The organism is Bifidobacterium choloepi (genome assembly GCF_010667615.1).
Classification (GTDB): Bacteria; Actinomycetota; Actinomycetes; order Actinomycetales; family Bifidobacteriaceae; genus Bifidobacterium; species Bifidobacterium choloepi.
In genome coordinates this window covers 1-15,147 of record NZ_VYSG01000001.1, presented here as the reverse complement: position 1 = coordinate 15,147, position 15,147 = coordinate 1, and the positions used below count along the sequence as shown (strand labels likewise).

General features: G+C 67.8%; 13 protein-coding genes and 4 tRNA genes. 3 read left to right on the top strand and 14 right to left on the bottom strand.

Going from position 1 to position 15,147, the window contains the following annotated elements; genetic code table 11:
* Positions 1–106: 106 nt before the first annotated feature.
* The gene (locus F6S87_RS00085; protein WP_163226663.1) at positions 107–454 is read right to left on the bottom strand and encodes a helix-turn-helix domain-containing protein; all 348 of its coding nucleotides are present in this window, start codon (positions 452–454) and stop codon (positions 107–109) included.
* 213 nt (positions 455–667) lie between these two features.
* A tRNA-Asn gene (locus F6S87_RS00080) sits at positions 668–740 on the bottom strand.
* A 249-nt stretch (positions 741–989) separates the two neighbouring features.
* Here F6S87_RS00080 and F6S87_RS00075 point away from each other — a divergent pair.
* Positions 990–1,904, top strand: coding sequence for a Fic family protein (locus F6S87_RS00075; protein WP_163226662.1), 915 nt, complete (start codon positions 990–992; stop codon positions 1,902–1,904).
* Positions 1,905–2,035: 131 nt separating this feature from the next.
* Here F6S87_RS00075 and F6S87_RS00070 read toward each other — a convergent pair.
* The 6 genes from F6S87_RS00070 to holA form a co-directional block, all read right to left on the bottom strand.
* A tRNA-Asn gene (locus tag F6S87_RS00070) sits at positions 2,036–2,108 on the bottom strand.
* Between the two features lie 113 nt (positions 2,109–2,221).
* On the bottom strand, positions 2,222–3,268 hold the full coding sequence (tsaD, locus tag F6S87_RS00065; protein WP_163226661.1) for a tRNA (adenosine(37)-N6)-threonylcarbamoyltransferase complex transferase subunit TsaD: 1,047 nt from the start codon (positions 3,266–3,268) through the stop codon (positions 2,222–2,224).
* 63 nt (positions 3,269–3,331) lie between these two features.
* The gene (rimI, locus tag F6S87_RS00060; RefSeq protein ID WP_331270737.1) at positions 3,332–3,874 is read right to left on the bottom strand and encodes a ribosomal protein S18-alanine N-acetyltransferase; all 543 of its coding nucleotides are present in this window, start codon (positions 3,872–3,874) and stop codon (positions 3,332–3,334) included.
* Positions 3,871–4,710: a tRNA (adenosine(37)-N6)-threonylcarbamoyltransferase complex dimerization subunit type 1 TsaB gene (gene tsaB / locus F6S87_RS00055; protein WP_163226660.1), complete on the bottom strand. Its 840-nt coding sequence runs from the start codon at positions 4,708–4,710 to the stop codon at positions 3,871–3,873. Before tsaB ends, rimI begins: the two co-directional genes overlap by 4 nt.
* A gap of 99 nt (positions 4,711–4,809) precedes the next feature.
* Positions 4,810–5,382: a tRNA (adenosine(37)-N6)-threonylcarbamoyltransferase complex ATPase subunit type 1 TsaE gene (gene tsaE, locus F6S87_RS00050; protein WP_163226659.1), complete on the bottom strand. Its 573-nt coding sequence runs from the start codon at positions 5,380–5,382 to the stop codon at positions 4,810–4,812.
* A 69-nt stretch (positions 5,383–5,451) separates the two neighbouring features.
* Positions 5,452–6,423 (bottom strand): DNA polymerase III subunit delta, encoded by a 972-nt coding sequence (gene holA, locus F6S87_RS00045; protein ID WP_163226658.1) that lies wholly within the window; start codon positions 6,421–6,423, stop codon positions 5,452–5,454.
* Between the two features lie 167 nt (positions 6,424–6,590).
* On the opposite strand from holA, the gene F6S87_RS00040 reads away from it, so the two are divergent.
* Both F6S87_RS00040 and F6S87_RS08810 read left to right on the top strand, forming a co-directional pair.
* The gene (locus F6S87_RS00040) at positions 6,591–7,301 is read left to right on the top strand and encodes a ComEA family DNA-binding protein (protein WP_163226657.1); all 711 of its coding nucleotides are present in this window, start codon (positions 6,591–6,593) and stop codon (positions 7,299–7,301) included.
* A 361-nt stretch (positions 7,302–7,662) separates the two neighbouring features.
* A complete protein-coding gene (locus tag F6S87_RS08810; protein ID WP_163226656.1) occupies positions 7,663–9,051 on the top strand; it encodes a ComEC/Rec2 family competence protein in 1,389 nt (462 codons plus the stop codon).
* 81 nt (positions 9,052–9,132) lie between these two features.
* Here F6S87_RS08810 and leuS read toward each other — a convergent pair whose 3' ends face one another.
* The 6 genes from leuS to F6S87_RS00005 form a co-directional block, all read right to left on the bottom strand.
* A complete protein-coding gene (gene leuS / locus F6S87_RS00030; RefSeq protein WP_163226655.1) occupies positions 9,133–12,108 on the bottom strand; it encodes a leucine--tRNA ligase in 2,976 nt (991 codons plus the stop codon).
* Positions 12,109–12,241: 133 nt separating this feature from the next.
* The gene (locus F6S87_RS00025; protein ID WP_163226654.1) at positions 12,242–13,135 is read right to left on the bottom strand and encodes a transporter substrate-binding domain-containing protein; all 894 of its coding nucleotides are present in this window, start codon (positions 13,133–13,135) and stop codon (positions 12,242–12,244) included.
* A gap of 43 nt (positions 13,136–13,178) precedes the next feature.
* The gene (locus tag F6S87_RS00020; RefSeq protein WP_163226653.1) at positions 13,179–14,129 is read right to left on the bottom strand and encodes a magnesium transporter CorA family protein; all 951 of its coding nucleotides are present in this window, start codon (positions 14,127–14,129) and stop codon (positions 13,179–13,181) included.
* Between the two features lie 232 nt (positions 14,130–14,361).
* Positions 14,362–14,760: a pyridoxamine 5'-phosphate oxidase family protein gene (locus F6S87_RS00015; protein ID WP_163226652.1), complete on the bottom strand. Its 399-nt coding sequence runs from the start codon at positions 14,758–14,760 to the stop codon at positions 14,362–14,364.
* Between the two features lie 176 nt (positions 14,761–14,936).
* A tRNA-Ala gene (locus F6S87_RS00010) sits at positions 14,937–15,009 on the bottom strand.
* A gap of 62 nt (positions 15,010–15,071) precedes the next feature.
* A tRNA-Ala gene (locus F6S87_RS00005) sits at positions 15,072–15,144 on the bottom strand.
* Positions 15,145–15,147: the final 3 nt, after the last annotated feature.

Below are 15,147 nucleotides of genomic sequence, written 5' to 3'. Positions count from 1 at the left end.
AATGCGCCGGTTTCCACCGTGGCCTCCCCCGCCCGGCATGCCACCAGAACCAGAAAGCCCTCCTTGCCGGCATTGTCGGCAAGAAGGGCCTGGAATAACAGCGGGATCAGGCGGCCTCGTCCTCGTCGTCGTAGACGATCGGCGTGCCGGCGAGCTCGAAGACACGTTCGGCGACGGCGCGTTCGTAGGAGGCCGGCATCGCGGCGGGTTCGCGGTTCTGCTCGGCACGCGGCACGTGGATGACGTCGACGTCCTGCGACGCCTTCGCCCACACTTCCCGGTCGAATTCGCGCTTGAGTCCCAGCAGGTCGTCGCCGTAGCGTTCGGACACGACGCGTTTCGATTCCCACCGCTGGACCGTGTATTCGGCAACGCCCCAACGTTTCGACAGCCACTTCGTCGTCAGCCCCATCGATTCCCTGAGGGCCTTGAATTCCGCCGAGCTCAATGTCATCGGATGTCCTTCCGCTGGTTCCTGCCGTGCACCGTGGTGCCGGGGACCGTCACGCTACGGCATCCCGTTCGACATCAAGTACTGGACAGCATCCTAATTCGCGGACGGATCTCCCCCGTCCGCTTCTCACTGTCGGAGAAACGCATGCCGTGATGCCGTCATGGACCCGGATACGAAAAATCCCCGTCGCCATGACGGGGATTCCTCTGAAAGCTCCTGCGGCTGGGCTTGAACCAGCGACCGTCCGATTAACAGTCGGATGCTCTGCCAACTGAGCTACGCAGGAATGTTGGCATTGCTTGGATTGCTCCGCGCAACGAGATGAAAATATACGCCGCAACCCCATTTCGGGCAAGTCGCGGCGTGTCGCAACGGGGGCACGGAAGCGTTGTGGCGCATGGATCGTCGCACGGTACGGCCTCGACAGTGGCGGACACGACGACGTTTGGTAGACTGGGACGCACCGGCGCGACGGGGCGCCGGACAGGCAGGACGTCGCCACTGCGCGGCGGCCGCGACGGTTGGGAGCATGGCGATGGGCGGAGTCGACACACACGGCGGCGAACGACTGGCGGACAGGCTGCGGCGCGAACGCGACGGCCACGTGAGGCATTCACTGCTGTACTGGACGCAGGTCCTGTTCTCGTTCCATTCGAATCACATGGAGGGATCGTCCCTGTCGCTCGAGCAGACCGCGCAGCTCTACGAAGGCGGCCTGTCGCTGGCGGGAGCCGAAGGCGAACGATTCATCCTCGACGACATGCTCACCGTATCCAATCACTTCCGCGCTGTCGACTACCTGCTGACCCGCGTCGACGATCCCGTCGACCGCAAGATGGTCACCGACCTGCATTCGATCCTGATGAACGGCACGGCCGACCAGTGGCGCGACTGGATGAACGTCGGCGGCTACAAGCGTCGCGGCAACGAGATTCGGCGCATCGACGGCGCGACGATCCACACGGCGCGTCCCGAGGACGTGCCTGCGCTGATGGACCGGTTCTTCGCGGCCTGTGCCGCGATGACGCCCGATTCGCCATCCCTCGCTCTCGCGCACTGGATGTTCGAGAAGATCCATCCGTTGTCGGACGGCAACGGCCGCGTCGGCCGGCTGCTGCTGTTCAAGGAGTGCCTGCGCCTGGGTACCGTTCCCCCGCTGTTCCGCGCCGACTACGGTGCCGACTACCTGCGCGCCCTCGACGCGTTTCCGCAGGCGCCGGACATGCTCGTGCGCCTGATGCGGCAGGAACGCCGCTACTATCTCGACCGGTTTGTCGGCCGGCTTGCCGCCGGACAGGTCGCCTCCGGCTGGGACGACACGGCCGACGGCGACGTGTCGGGCGACGATTCCCGGCTGCGCGACGCCGTCCGCTTCGACCATGACGTCGACTCCGCTTCGCGCGCCTACACGCAGATGTATCCGGACCTGTTGCACATCGACTTCGACTGAGCGACGCCGCAATCGGCGCCGCTTCCAATCCGGCACCATCTCCCCCGCCGCTCGGCATTACCGCCGACACGGCCCCGGATATCAAAAAACCGTTGACTTTCGTCAACGGTTCTGAACACTTCTTCCTTGAGCTCCTGCGGCTGGGCTTGAACCAGCGACCGTCCGATTAACAGTCGGATGCTCTGCCAACTGAGCTACGCAGGAATGTTGGCATTGCTCGGATTGCTCCGCGCAACGAGATGAAAATATACGCCGGAACGCCACTTCGGGCAAGTCGCGGCGTGTCGTGCCGTGCCGGCGAAAGTTCCGGCAGGCCGTCAGTCCATGACGATCCTGTCCATCGGCATTGCCGAGTCGATCGGGAAGTTCGGCGACGACGGGGCCACGCCGGCCTCGACGAGGTTGACGCCGAGCATCGCGACCATCGCGCCGTTGTCGGTGCACAGCTTGAGCTGCGGAATGCGCACGTCGACGCCGTGTTCGGCGCCGGCCTCGAGCAGCTTGGCGCGCAGTTGCGAGTTGGCGGAGAAACCGCCGCCGACGATCAGCGTCTTCGAGCCGAACTGCTCGCAGCCGGCCATTGCCTTGCGGGCGAGCACCGAGGCGACCGAGTCGGCCAGCGACGCGCACACGTCGTCGACGGGAACGGGGCGGCCCTGCGCCTGCTGCTGTTCCACCCAGCGGGCGACGGCCGTCTTGACGCCGGAGAAGCTGAAGTCGTAGGGATGCTGGCGACCGGCGTTGCCCTGGGTCAGGCCCTGCGGCACGCGGATGGCGTGCGGGTCGCCGAGTTGCGCGTGACGGTCGATGTGCGGGCCGCCGGGGTACGGGAAGCCGAGCAGCCGGGCGACCTTGTCGAAGCATTCGCCGGCGGCGTCGTCGAGCGTCGTGCCGACGACGTCGACGTGGCGGGCGACGTCCTGGACGTGCAGCAGCGACGTGTGGCCGCCGGAGACGATCAGCGCGAGCGTGTCCTCGGGGAACGGGCCGAACTGCAGCTGCGTGACGGCGATGTGGCCGATGACGTGGTTGATGCCGTACAGCGGCTTGTTCGCGGCCCATGCCAGTGCCTTGGCACCGGACACGCCGACGGCGAGGCAGCCGGCCAGGCCGGGGCCCGCGGACACGGCGATCGCGTCGACGTCGCCGAGTTCCAGGCCGGCGTCGGCCAGCGCCTGGTTGACGACGGGCATGAACGCCTCGGCGTGGGCGCGCGAGGCGATCTCGGGGATGACTCCGCCGTAGCGGGCGTGCTCGTCCATCGACGACGCCACCACGTTGCCCAGCAGGTTGCGTCCCTGGACGACGGCGGCCGCCGTCTCGTCGCAGGTGGATTCAATGCCCAGTACAATCGGTTCGCTCATGCCTCGTGTCTTTCCATCGTGCCGCCGGCTCCCTGCCGTGCGGCTACCCGTCCCGTGCGCGGATTATTCCGCGGTGCTGCCGGTAAAGCCCACTGTCCGCGGGCGAAGTTCCACACTCATCGTATACGCATCGATGCCCTCGGGCTGGTAGTAGCGTTTCCGCAGGCCCAGCCGTTCGAATCCGCGCGACCGGTACAGGCCGATGGCCGGATCGTTGTCGACGCGCACCTCGAGCAGCATGCGGGCGGCGCCCCGGCGCCGGGCGTCGTCGAGCAGCGCGTCGAGCAGCCGGGACGCGATGCCCCGGCGCTGCCGGTCCCGGGCCACGCCGATCGTCATGAGTTCGGCGTCGTCGCCGTCGTACCAGAAGCCGGCGTAGCCGACGATCATGTCGCCGTCCACGGCACTGTTGCCGTCCGCGGCTCCGTCGTCGTCACCGCGGTCGACGGCGAGCAGGTAGGTGCGGGCCGGGGCGTCCAGTTCCTGCCGCACGGCGTTCTCGCTCCATGCTCCCCTGCCGAACAGGTCGGATTCGAGGGCGGCGAGCCGGCGCACGGCGACGTCGCGGTCGATGTCGGCGAGGTCGACGAGTTCGATGTCGCTCACCTGGCCTGCCCGTTGTCGGAGGAGGCCGGCGCGGTGACCGGCTTGAGCGGCTTGGGCACGGACACGTCGGGGCGGCGCAGGTAGAGCGGTTCGAGGCTTTCGGGCTGCATGTGCGCGTCGGGATCGCGTTCGGCGACGGCGGCGAACATGCCGAGGCCGGCGCGGCCGCAGTCGAGCAGCGAATGGTCGACGACGGAACCCGGATGGTCGAGCGCCTTCCACGCGTCGGCGTACTTGCCGGCGCCGTGGCCGGCGACGTCGACGACGACGTCGAGGCCCGGATGGGCCTGCATGTAGTCGGCGACGGCCTTGTTGACGCGCACGGCGATGTTGTCCGGATAGTCGATGTCCATGTCGACGAGGATCGTGTCCGAGCCTTCCTGCTCGTACAGGTCGGCGATCAGCGTGAAGTAGAGCTGCTTGCGGCGCGCGTCGTTGACGGCGAGCGTGACGTAGTGGACGTTGTCGCCGTCGCGGGCGACGGGCACGTCGGCGAGGAAGTCGACGCCGGCCAGGCGTTCGTCGCCGGCGTGGGCGGCCTTCATCATGGCGGCCTGCGGCGTGAGGATGTCCTCGCCGAGCAGTTCGGCGCCGCTGGCGGCGGCGATGGCCTTCGCGGCGACGAGGCCGGCGCGCAGGCCGGTGAACGGTGCCGGGCCGATGCCGACGACGATGCGGGTGATGTCGGACGGGGCGATGGCGCTGGCCTGCGCCGCGCGGTCGATGTCGACCTGCAGGTTCTCGACGTGGCCGCGCGAATCGTCCTCGAGGACGGGATCGTGGCCGACGAAGCCGACGGTGGAGCCGAACGACGTATCGATGACGAGCGTTTGCATGTGTCTTGTTCCTTCCAACCCTGGCCGGCGCGGGCCGCGGTGGCGGCCGGACATGGCCGCCGGCGAATGCTGTTCCTATTGTGTGGCCGCCCGGAGGCGTCAGTCGGCGAATCTAGCCACCGGCATACTTTCCCAGCGGCGTCCGATCGGCGTCAGCGTGACGATCCGCGTGCCGTCGCCGGTCAGCTCCGCGCCGGCGACGTCGCCGCCGTCCGGGCCGACGGGACGTTCGATGCGGATTTCCAGCCGTTCCTGCGCGAGCGCGGCGGCCATCTGCTCGCCCCATTCCATCAGGACGACGGTCGAGGCGCCGGGATCCTCGAGTTCCTCGTCGAGGCCGAGCGACTCGAGTTCGTCGAGCAGCCGGCCGATGCTGTCCTGGCCCGGTTCGTAGTCGATGCCGCCGAGCCGGTAGGCGTCGACGTGGACGAGGTGGGCCGGCGTGCCGTCGGCGAAGCGGCCGTCGAGTTCGCGGGCGATCGTGAACGTCGGCGAGACGATCGGGCCGTCGATGCCCAGGCCGGCGCCGAATCCCTGCGCGAACGTCGTCTTGCCGGCGCCGAGCGGTCCGGACAGCAGCAGCACGTCGCCTCCCCTGACGAGCGAGGCGACGCGGCGGCCGAGGTCGCGCATGTCGTCGCCGGTGGGAATCTCGAGCGTCGTCTGTTCCATGGTGTTCCTGCTTTCTGTTCGAATGGTGGCTGCCGGTCGCGGTCGTCGTCGCCGGTGCCGGAGGCGCCGTCAGCGCGCGGCGCCCTTCGCGGCGATCGCCTCGACGCACTGCTCGAGCGCGTAGGCCGGGTCGGCGCCGTTGGTCTTGCATTGTTCGTCGGCCCATGCCAGCAGGCACAGGCAGCGCCCCATGCCGGCGCTCGTCCATCCGCCCAGCTGGCGGCGCGCGTTCTTCAGCGCCCACGGGTTGTCGTGGATGTCGGCGGGGCTGGCCTCGCCGGATTGTAGCGCGGCGGCCTTGGCCATCGTGCGCAGCTTGGCGGCGAGCGCGCCGACGAGCGCGATCGGTTCGGCGCCCTGTTCGAGCGCGGAGCGCAGCAGCACGATGGCGTGGCCGGTGTCGCCGGCGAGCGCGGTGTCGGCTATTTCGAAGCCGGTGACCTGGGGGTTGGCGTCGAGGTATTGGTTGACGCGGTCGAGGTCGACGGGGTTGTCGTCGAAGTCGTCGCACAGCTGGCCGATCATGGCGGTGAGTTCGCCGATGCTGGTGCCGAGGACGCCGACGAGTTGCTGGGCGGCGGCGGGGGTGACGGCGCGGTGGCGGCGTTCGAATTGCTGGCGGACGTATTGGAGCTTGGCGGCGGGTTTCTTGAGGTCGGGGATGTCCTGCCTGGCGGCGCCGGCCCTGACGAGCCGGTCGAGGTTGCGCTTGCCCTTGGGGCCTGCGGCGTGGGAGACGATGACGGTGGAGGGGTCGGGTTCGTCGGCGGCGGTCTTGAGCCATGCGGCGATGGCGTCGGCGAGTTCGTCGGTGGCGTTCTGGTAGTTGTCGATGACGACGATGGCGGCGTCGGACAGCAGGGAGGGGCTGACGGCCTGGTCGAAGTCGTATTGGGTGGCTTCGGTGGCGTCGAGTTCGATGGTTTCGCGGTCGGGGCGGCGTTGTTCGGCCTGGTGGCGCAGGTCGAGGACGGCGTGGTGGTTGAGGTAGGGGTCTCCTCCGGCGACGATGGTGCATGGCGTGACGGGTCGGCTGGCCATGGCGGGTTCCTTTCGCGGTCGGGGCGGGTGGTGTCTGCTTTGGTATCTTATGCGCGGGGGCGGGCGAATGGAAATGTGCCGGCGGCGGGGCGGTGGAAAACGGCCGGGTCGTCCACAGTGCCGTGGCGGTCTTGGCGGTTGCGGCCGGGCTGTTGGATAGTGGCTGGATGGTTGATGGCGATGGTGCATGGGATGACGGGCTGCTGGATCCTCCGCGGCCGCCGGCGGACGGCTCGCGGGCGGCGGCCCGGCCGGTTGCGGCCGGTTCGTCGCGGCCGGTTTCGTCGCTGGCGGCGCTGACGGGCGTGCGGCATGGCGATGGCGGCGATGCGGCGGATGCTCCGTCGCGCAGGGAGGACGGCGGACCGCGGGTGCTGGTGTCGCCGGCGCATGCGGTGGCGGCGATGCTGGTGCTGGTGTTCGCGTTGGCGGCGTCGTTGACGCTGCTGGTGCGGCAGGCCGTGAATTTCGAGGCGGTGGCGACGTCGGCGACGGTGTCGTCCGGTTCGGCGTCGGTGTCCGCTTCCCCGTCGACGTCGTCGCCGGCGTCTTCTCCTTCCCCGTCGGCGCAGTCGACTGCGGAATCGGCTTCGGGGTCGGTCGCGGAACCGGACGGGGATGCTTCGGTGGCCGGCGAGGCGGGGAACGATTCGTCCGGTTCGGCGCAGGACGACGGCCTGATCGATCTCAACACGGCGACGGCGGCGCAGCTGGAGACGATTTCGGGCATCGGACCGGCGACGAGCGCGAAGATCCTCGAATATCGCAACACGGTGGGCCAGTTCGCGTCGGTCGACGAGCTGGTCAACATTTCCGGCATCGGCACGAAGACGCTCGAGAAGATCCGTCCGTACGTGACGGTCCGGTCGGCGGGGTGAGGCGATGACGGCGTGGGCGGACCGCGAGCGCGGCAGTCGCGACTGGAGGATGCTGGCGCCGGCGGTGGCGACGTGGTCGGCGTGCCTGGCGTCGCATGCGCTGTTCGGCACGCGGGTACTGGCGACGGCGGCGTGGATGGCCTGTGCGTGCGTGGCGGTGGCGGCCGTGGCGATACTGGCGCGGCGGTGGCGCGGCGGCCGGCGCGGCATTCGACGCGACGGGCGGTCGAGGCGGCGTGTTGTCTCATGTCGCATGCCGGGATGGCGGTCGGCGGCCTGCCTGGCGGTGGCGGCGGCGCTGGCGGGCGGCGTGGCGACGGTGGGACAGGAGGCGTTGTCGGCGGCGGATCCCGTGGTGGGCATGGTCGGGGCGGCGGTGTCGCACGGCACGGTGGACGTGCGGGTGGATTCGGTGCCGCGGGTGTCGTCGCGCTACGGGTATGACTGCTATGCGGAGGCGACGGCGCTGGCGGTGCGGACGGCGGCCGGCACGTCGGCGACGGCGCTGTCGTCGCATGCGCGGGTGCTGGTCCAGCTGGCCGGCGATTGCGCGGGTCTTCGTCGAGGGGCGGCGCTGGAAGTGTCGGCGACGGTGGTCGCGGCGCCGTACGGGACGGCCGCAGTGTGGCTGCTCGTGGACGAATCGTCGCCGGTGACAGTGCTGGCGGAGCCGGCGCCTGTCTGGCGCGCCGTCGAGACGATGCAGGCGGCGCTGTACCGGTCGGTGGCGTCGCTGGACCAGCAGGGGCGCGTGCTGGTGCCGGGCCTGACGCTGGGCGTGCTGGGCCAGGATGCGCTGGCCGGCGGCGACCGGGCGGTGGCGGTGGACGATTCGTACGCGCAGATGCTGCAGGACCAGTGCCGGGATGCGGGCATCATGCACCTGATGGCCGTCTCGGGCGGTCATTTCGCGTTGCTGGCGTCGCTTGTCGGCCTGCTGTGCCGCTGGTTGCTGCTGTCGCGCCGGTGGCGAGCGGTGCTGACGGCCGCGGCGATGCCGGTGCTGGCGGCCGTGCTGGTGCCGTCGGCGTCGGTGAGTCGCGCGCTGGCCATGGGGATGCTGGGATGCGGGTTTACGTGGACGGGGCGGCGTCGCCAGGGCGTGGTGCTGCTGTCGTGGACGGCGACCGGCATGTTGCTGGCGATGCCGTGGCATGCGCGCGACTATGCGTTCGCGCTGTCGTGCATGGCGGTGCTGGGCATCACCGTGCTCGCCTCGCCGCTGGAATCGTGGCTGTCGGCGTTCGTGCCGCGACTGCTGGCCGGCGCGTTGGCGCCGACCGTGTCGGCGCAATTGTTCACGTTGCCGATCCAGGTGATGATGACGGCGGATTTTCCGGTCTGGTCGACGGCGGCGAACCTGATGGTTGCTCCCGTCGTCGACGTCGCGACGCTCGCCGGCCTGCTGTCGCTGTTCGTCGGCTGGTGGTTGCCGGACGCCGGCGTCCTGTTCGCCCGGATCTCGTCATACGGCACGCGCGTCATCGAGATGACCGCCTCGCTCGTCGCGTCGGAAACCGTCGTGACGGTGCCGTGGATGACGGGCGTGGCCGGCGGCGTCGTCATGGCGCTCGCCGAGGTGACCGCCGCCACGACGGCGCTGTGCCTGCGACGCCTGTGGACGCTCGCCGTCCATCCCGACCCGTCGGTGCCGGGACAGCGGCTGTTCCTCTCCCCCGCCGTGCGCGCACGCCTGTGGTGGCGGGAAACGCGACGCCAGCTGCGCCGCCTGCACTGGAGCGGCCAATGAAAAAGGGCATGTCGCGATTCCGCGATCGAATCGCGGAATCGCGACATGCCCTGACAGCCTGGGTTCCAGACCGCCGAAATGTCACTCGGCGGGAACGATCGAGACGATCTTCGGCGCCTTGACGATGACCTTGCGCGGCTCCTTGCCGCCCAGGCGGGCGGCCACGGCCTCGAGGGCCATCTTCTCGAGTTCGGCCGGGTCGATGTCGGGGCTGACCTCGAGCTTGGCGCGCACCTTGCCCTTGATCTGGACGACGGCGGTGACGGTGTCCTGGCCGACGTAGCGTTCGTCGGCGACCGGCCAGGCGTGGTGGGCCAGCGACTCGTCATGGCCGAGCTTGCTCCACAGTTCCTCGCAGACATGCGGGGCGATCGGCGAGATCATCAGGATCAGCGGTTCGATCGCGGCGCGCGGCACGCGATCATAGCCGGTCAGGTGGTTGTTGAGCACGATGAGCTTGGCGATGGCCGTGTTCGGACGCATGGCCTCCATCTCGACGGTCACGTCGGCGATCGTGTTGTTGAGCAGCTTGAGCGTCTTGTCGTCGAGCGGCTCGTCGGACACGGTGACCTCGCCGGTGGTCTCGTCGACGACGTTGCGCCACAGGCGCTGCAGGAAGCGCATGCCGCCAACGACGTTGCGGGTGTTCCACGGGCGGGACTCGTCGAGCGGGCCCATGCTCATCTCGTACAGGCGGAACGTGTCCGCGCCATAGTTCTCGTACATGTAGTCCGGCGTGACAATGTTCTTCAGGCTCTTGCCCATCTTGCCGAACTCGCGGTTGACCTTCTGGCCCTGCCACGTGAACACCGGCTCGCCGGTCACCGGGTCCGGGCTCTCGATGACTTCGTCGGCCGGCACGTACTGGCCGCGGTCGTCGGTGTAGGCGTACGCCTGGATCATGCCCTGGTTGAACAGCTTGTGGAACGGCTCCGACGAATCCACGTAGCCGAGGTCGAACAGGACCTTGTGCCAGAAGCGCGAGTACAGCAGGTGCAGCACGGCGTGCTCGACGCCGCCGATGTACAGGTCCACGCCGCCGGACTTGCCGAGGGCCTTGTCGCCCTCGGGACCCATCCAGTAGTCGTACTCGTCCTTCTCCACCATGTGCTCGCCGTCGTGCGGGTCCAGGTAGCGCATGTAGTACCAGCAGGAACCGGCCCAGTTCGGCATCGTGTTCGTGTCGCGGTAGTACGTCTTCGGGCCGTCGCCGAGGTCGAGCGTGACCTTCACCCAGTCCTCGTTGCGGCTCAGCGGCGCCTCCGGGTTGGACTCGGCGTCCTCCGGGTCGAACGTCTTCGGAGAATAGTCCGGCACGTCCGGCAGGTAGACGGGCAGCTGGTCGTCGGGCAGCAGGTGCGGCACGCCATCCTCGCCGTAGACGATCGGGAACGGTTCGCCCCAGTAGCGCTGGCGGGAGAACAGCCAATCGCGCAGGCGGTAGCTCGTCGTGCCCTCGCCGACGCCGGCCTCCTCCAGCCACAGGTTCACCCTGACGATGGCGTCGTCGACGGACAGGCCGTCGAGTGACAGCGCGTCGCCACGCGCCTCAGTGCAGTCGGTCGTCGAGTTGATGACGACGCCGTCGTGCGACGTGAACGGGCCGACGCCCTCGTAGTCGGCGATCGACTCTCCGGACGAAGGAAGCGGACCGACGGTGTAGATGACCGGCAGGCCGAACTTGACGGCGAAGTCGTAGTCGCGCTGGTCACCGCCCGGCACGGCCATGATCGCGCCGGTGCCGTAGTCCATGAGGACGTAGTCGGCCGTGAACAGCGGCAGCTTCGCGCCGGTGATCGGGTTGATCGCGTACAGGCCGGTGAACAGGCCGGTCTTCTCGCGGCCCTCGTCGACGCGATCCTGCGCCGTCTTCGACTCGGCTTCGCGGCGATAGGCGGCGACGGCTTCCCTCGGCGACGCGTAGCCGCCCTTCCAGGACTCCGGCACGCCTTCTTCCCACTGGTCGGGCACGAAGGCGAGCAGCGGATGCTCCGGGGAGACGACGGCGAATGTCGTGCCGAACAGCGTGTCCGGACGCGTTGTGTAGATTTCCATGTCCTGGTCGCCGTCATCGGGCGTGACGACGCGGAAGTGGACGGAGGCGCCGTGCGATTCGCCGATCCAGTTGCGCTGCATCAGCTTGACCTTTTCCGGCCAGTCGATGTCGGCGAGGTCCTCGATCAGGCGGTGGCCGTACTGCGTGATGCGCATCGACCACTGGCGCAGCTCGCGCTGGAACACCGGGAAGTTGCCGCGTTCGGACTTGCCCTCGGCCGTGACCTCCTCGTTGGCCAGCACCGTGCCCAGGCCCGGGCACCAGTTGACCGGCGACTTGGAGATGTAGGCGAGGCGGAAGTCGTTGAGCACGTCGGCCTGCTCGGCCCCGGTCAGCGAATCCCATGCCTGGCCGTCGTGGCCCGGAATGGCGCGCTCGCCGGTGCGGAACTGCTCGACGAGTTCGGAAATCGGGCGCGCGCAGCCCATCGAGCCGCTCGGGTTTTCCCTGGTCTCGTCGTACCAGGCGTCGTAGATGCGCGAGAAGATCCACTGGGTCCAGCGCACGTATTCGGGTTCGATCGTCGCGAACGAACGGCGGTCGTCGAAGCTCAGGCCCATGCGGTGCAGCTGGCGGCGCATGTTCGCGATGTTCTGCTCGGTGGTGACGCGCGGATGCTGGCCGGTCTGCACGGCGTACTGCTCGGCCGGCAGGCCGAACGCGTCGTAGCCCATCGCGTGCAGGACGTTCTCGCCCTTCATGCGGTGGTAGCGGGAGACGACGTCGGTGGCCAGATAGCCGAGCGGGTGGCCGACGTGCAGGCCCTTGCCGGACGGGTACGGGAACATGTCCATCGCGAAGTAGGACTTGCGGCCGTCGGCATGGCGGCCCTTGCCGTCGGTCAGCGGACCGTCGACGTTGGCGGCCCAGAAGGTGCCTTCCTCGTCCCAGGTCTTCTGCCATTTTTCCTCAATGCGCTGGGCCATCGCCGCATTGTAGCGGTATGTCGGCTCGGCGGGCTCGTTGGCCTGCGCCGTCGCGCTCCTCTCAGTGTCACTCATGGGACACGATTATTATGGCCGAACTGGACACTCCCGCCCCTGCTGGGGCATGGCGTTCACGATGTAGGACACGGGGGCATCGGCGCCGGTTTTCGCCGGGCGAGCCGGCGTCCGCGACGGACGAACCGGCGGACTAGTCGCCGGAGGACGCGTCCGCGGTGGCGGTCGCGTCGCCGGCGCTCACCTGCGGAGGGTCGAGCTTCGAATCCGGCACGTAGCCGGTGAACGCCGTCATCTCGTCGACGGCGGCCTGCCAGGAACCGTCGTCGATCATCGACTTGAGCGCCGTGTCGACCTGGTCGGCGAGCTCGGTGCGGCCCTTCTTGACGGCGATGCCGTAGTTCTCGACGCCGAACGGTTTCTCGAGCACCTTCGCGTAGTCGGCGCCGGCCTGTTCGGCCAGGCCGTAGACGATCGGCGCGCCGGCGACGACGGCGTCGGCCATGCCGGTCAGCAGCGCCGAGACGCACTTGGCGTACGTCGACTCGGTCTCGATCGTCACGCCGGGCACCTCGGCCCTGAGCAGGTCGCCGGACACGGAGCCGTCGACGGCGCAGGCCGTCCTGCCGTCCATGTCGTCGAGCGAGGCGACTTGGTCGCCTGAATCGTTCCTGACGAGCAGGTCATCCTGGACGGACAGGTAGGGTCCGGCGAACGTGACGTTCTCCGACGTGGCGTCGGTGACCGGATAGGCGGCGACGGCCAGCTCGACGGTGCCGTCGGCGACGAGGCCCGGCAGCGTGGCCGGCGTGACCGACGTGTATTCGATCTGCTTTTCCGAATAGCCGAGGACCTTGCCGACGTATTCGGCGACCGTCACCTCGAAGCCCTGGTAGGTGGCGTTGTGCACCCAGCCCATGCCCGGCGCGTCCTCGGAGACGCCGACGGCGAGCACCGGCCCCTCGGCCTGTCCCTTCGTCGTTACCGAGATCGACGTGCCGCAGCCGGCGAGCGCGACGGCGACGGCGCAGGCCGCGCCGGCGGCCAGCAGGCGACGGACGGGTCGGGACTGTGGGAATGGGATCATGGACACTCCTTGACGGGGACGCGGGGCCGGTGGCCGGCGGATGTCACTTGAACAGGCGCGAACGGGTGAGGAACCAGGTCACGAGCGCGGACAGGACGAGGGCGACGACGATGATGATGAGGAACCCCCAGTGCGAGTTGGTCAGCGGCATGCCGTACATGCCGTCGTTGAAGTTCATGCCGTACATCGAGAAGATCAGCGTCGGGATGGACAGCGTGATCGAGATGATCGTGAAGATGCGCATGACGTTGCTCAGGTTGTTCGAGACGATCGAGGCGAACGCGTCGGTCATGTTCGCGAGGACGTTGCTGTAGATGTTGGCCATCTCGATGGCCTGCTTGTTCTCGGTGATGACGTCCTCGAGCAGGTCCTCGTCTTCCGGATACTGCTTGATGCGCTGCAATGTCGTCAGTTTTTCCATGACGATCTCGTTTGACTTGAGCGACGTCGTGAAGTAGACGAGTGTCTTGCTCAGTTCGAGGAGCATCAGGATTTCCTTGTTCTGCATGGCGTGGCGCAGGCGCAGTTCGAGCTTGTCGGTCTCGCGGTCGATGATGCGCAGGTAGCGCAGGTACATCGTCGCGTTGCGGTACAGGATCTGCAGGATGAAGCGGGAACGCATGAACGTGTTGAACCCGCGGATGGTGCCCTCCATGAACGGGTGGAGCACCGGAGTGTCCTGCATGCAGACGGTGATGATCATTGTCTGCGTGAGGATGATCGACAGCGGGATGGTCTCGTACCAGTCGCGGCCGGAGCGCTGCTCGACGGTCGGGATGTCGACGATGATCATCGTGTAGTCTTCCTCGACATCGACGCGGGAGCGTTCCTCGTCGTCGAGCGGCGCGCGCAGGTCGGCGAGGTCGATGCCGGTCTGCGAGGCGACGGTGGCGAGCTCGACGTCGGTGGGATCCGCGAGCGACAACCAGCAGCCGCTTTCCGGTTGACTGATCTGTTCTACCTGACCGTTGATGGTGCTGAACATGCGCAGCATGACTGTTCACCCGCCTCTCGTCCGACTACTCTTCATTCTTGCGGCCGCCCCGTCCGTCCCGGCGACGATTCGGCGCGGGATAGAACAGCCGGGGCATTGGCCCGGTGTGAACCAAGGGGACATTGTACCCACCGGTACCGGACTTCGCCACCGACAACCGGCCGGCATGGCGAAGAAAAATCCCCGTCGCGACGCGACGGGGATGGCGATGAAAACGGAGGGGCGGCGCCGGTCAGGCGATCTTCGTGCCGGCCTTCGCGCCGGCGGACAGGTCGTCGACCTCGGTGATCTCGAGGACCGGGACGACGGCCGGGATCTTCGTGCCGTTCTGTTCGGCGAGGAGGACCTGCTGGTCGTAGATCGCGTCGTCGCTGTGCAGCGAGACGTTGCCGCGGAACCGGTAGCCCTTCTTCTCGGCCGGGTTCGCGAACGCGATGACGAGCGGGCTGCCGGCCTCGAGGTTGCGGTAGTGCTGGCCGCCGGTGCGCTCGTGGTAGGCCAGGTGGTCGTCGTCGAGGACGAACAGCGACATCTTCGGGCCGAGGTCGAGCTGGCCGTCGGGACTGACCGTCGCGATCCATCCGAGATTGTCCTTGATAAACGTCTTCATGTCGTCGGTAAGCATTGCCATGTCGCGATTCCCTTCGATCGGTGGGCGGCCCGTTTCGTCGAGGCGACCCGGTGTCCTCCAGTCTACGTGAATCGCGGCGTCCGGATGTTCCCTGCGAGAGGAAGTCGCGGGCCGTTATCCGACATGTGCGCCGGATACGAAAAAACCGGTTCGCGCGGAACCGGTTTTCATTGAAGTGGAGCTAAGGAGATTCGAACTCCTGACCCTCTCCATGCCATGGAGATGCGCTACCAGCTGCGCCATAGCCCCGAATTGAATTGTAGGAGGAACTTCGCGGACCGCCGTGAGAAGCAATCCGGCGAAATTCCCGGTGGAGCTAAGGAGATTCGAACTCCTGACCCTCTCCATGCCATGGAGATGCGCTACCAGCTGCGCCATAGCCCCGAA

What these genes read in the sequence shown, in the direction of transcription:
- F6S87_RS00025 (WP_163226654.1), bottom strand. Translation starts at nt 13,135, where the DNA reads ATGATCCCATTCCCACAGTCCCGACCCGTCCGTCGCCTGCTGGCCGCC.
- tsaD (WP_163226661.1), bottom strand. Translation starts at nt 3,268, where the DNA reads ATGAGCGAACCGATTGTACTGGGCATTGAATCCACCTGCGACGAGACG.
- leuS (WP_163226655.1), bottom strand. Translation starts at nt 12,108, where the DNA reads ATGAGTGACACTGAGAGGAGCGCGACGGCGCAGGCCAACGAGCCCGCC.
- tsaB (WP_163226660.1), bottom strand. Translation starts at nt 4,710, where the DNA reads ATGCAAACGCTCGTCATCGATACGTCGTTCGGCTCCACCGTCGGCTTC.
- F6S87_RS00085 (WP_163226663.1), bottom strand. Translation starts at nt 454, where the DNA reads ATGACATTGAGCTCGGCGGAATTCAAGGCCCTCAGGGAATCGATGGGG.
- holA (WP_163226658.1), bottom strand. Translation starts at nt 6,423, where the DNA reads ATGGCCAGCCGACCCGTCACGCCATGCACCATCGTCGCCGGAGGAGAC.
- F6S87_RS00015 (WP_163226652.1), bottom strand. Translation starts at nt 14,760, where the DNA reads ATGGCAATGCTTACCGACGACATGAAGACGTTTATCAAGGACAATCTC.
- F6S87_RS08810 (WP_163226656.1), top strand. Translation starts at nt 7,663, where the DNA reads ATGGTCGGGGCGGCGGTGTCGCACGGCACGGTGGACGTGCGGGTGGAT.
- F6S87_RS00040 (WP_163226657.1), top strand. Translation starts at nt 6,591, where the DNA reads ATGGTTGATGGCGATGGTGCATGGGATGACGGGCTGCTGGATCCTCCG.
- F6S87_RS00020 (WP_163226653.1), bottom strand. Translation starts at nt 14,129, where the DNA reads ATGCTGCGCATGTTCAGCACCATCAACGGTCAGGTAGAACAGATCAGT.
- F6S87_RS00075 (WP_163226662.1), top strand. Translation starts at nt 990, where the DNA reads ATGGGCGGAGTCGACACACACGGCGGCGAACGACTGGCGGACAGGCTG.
- tsaE (WP_163226659.1), bottom strand. Translation starts at nt 5,382, where the DNA reads ATGGAACAGACGACGCTCGAGATTCCCACCGGCGACGACATGCGCGAC.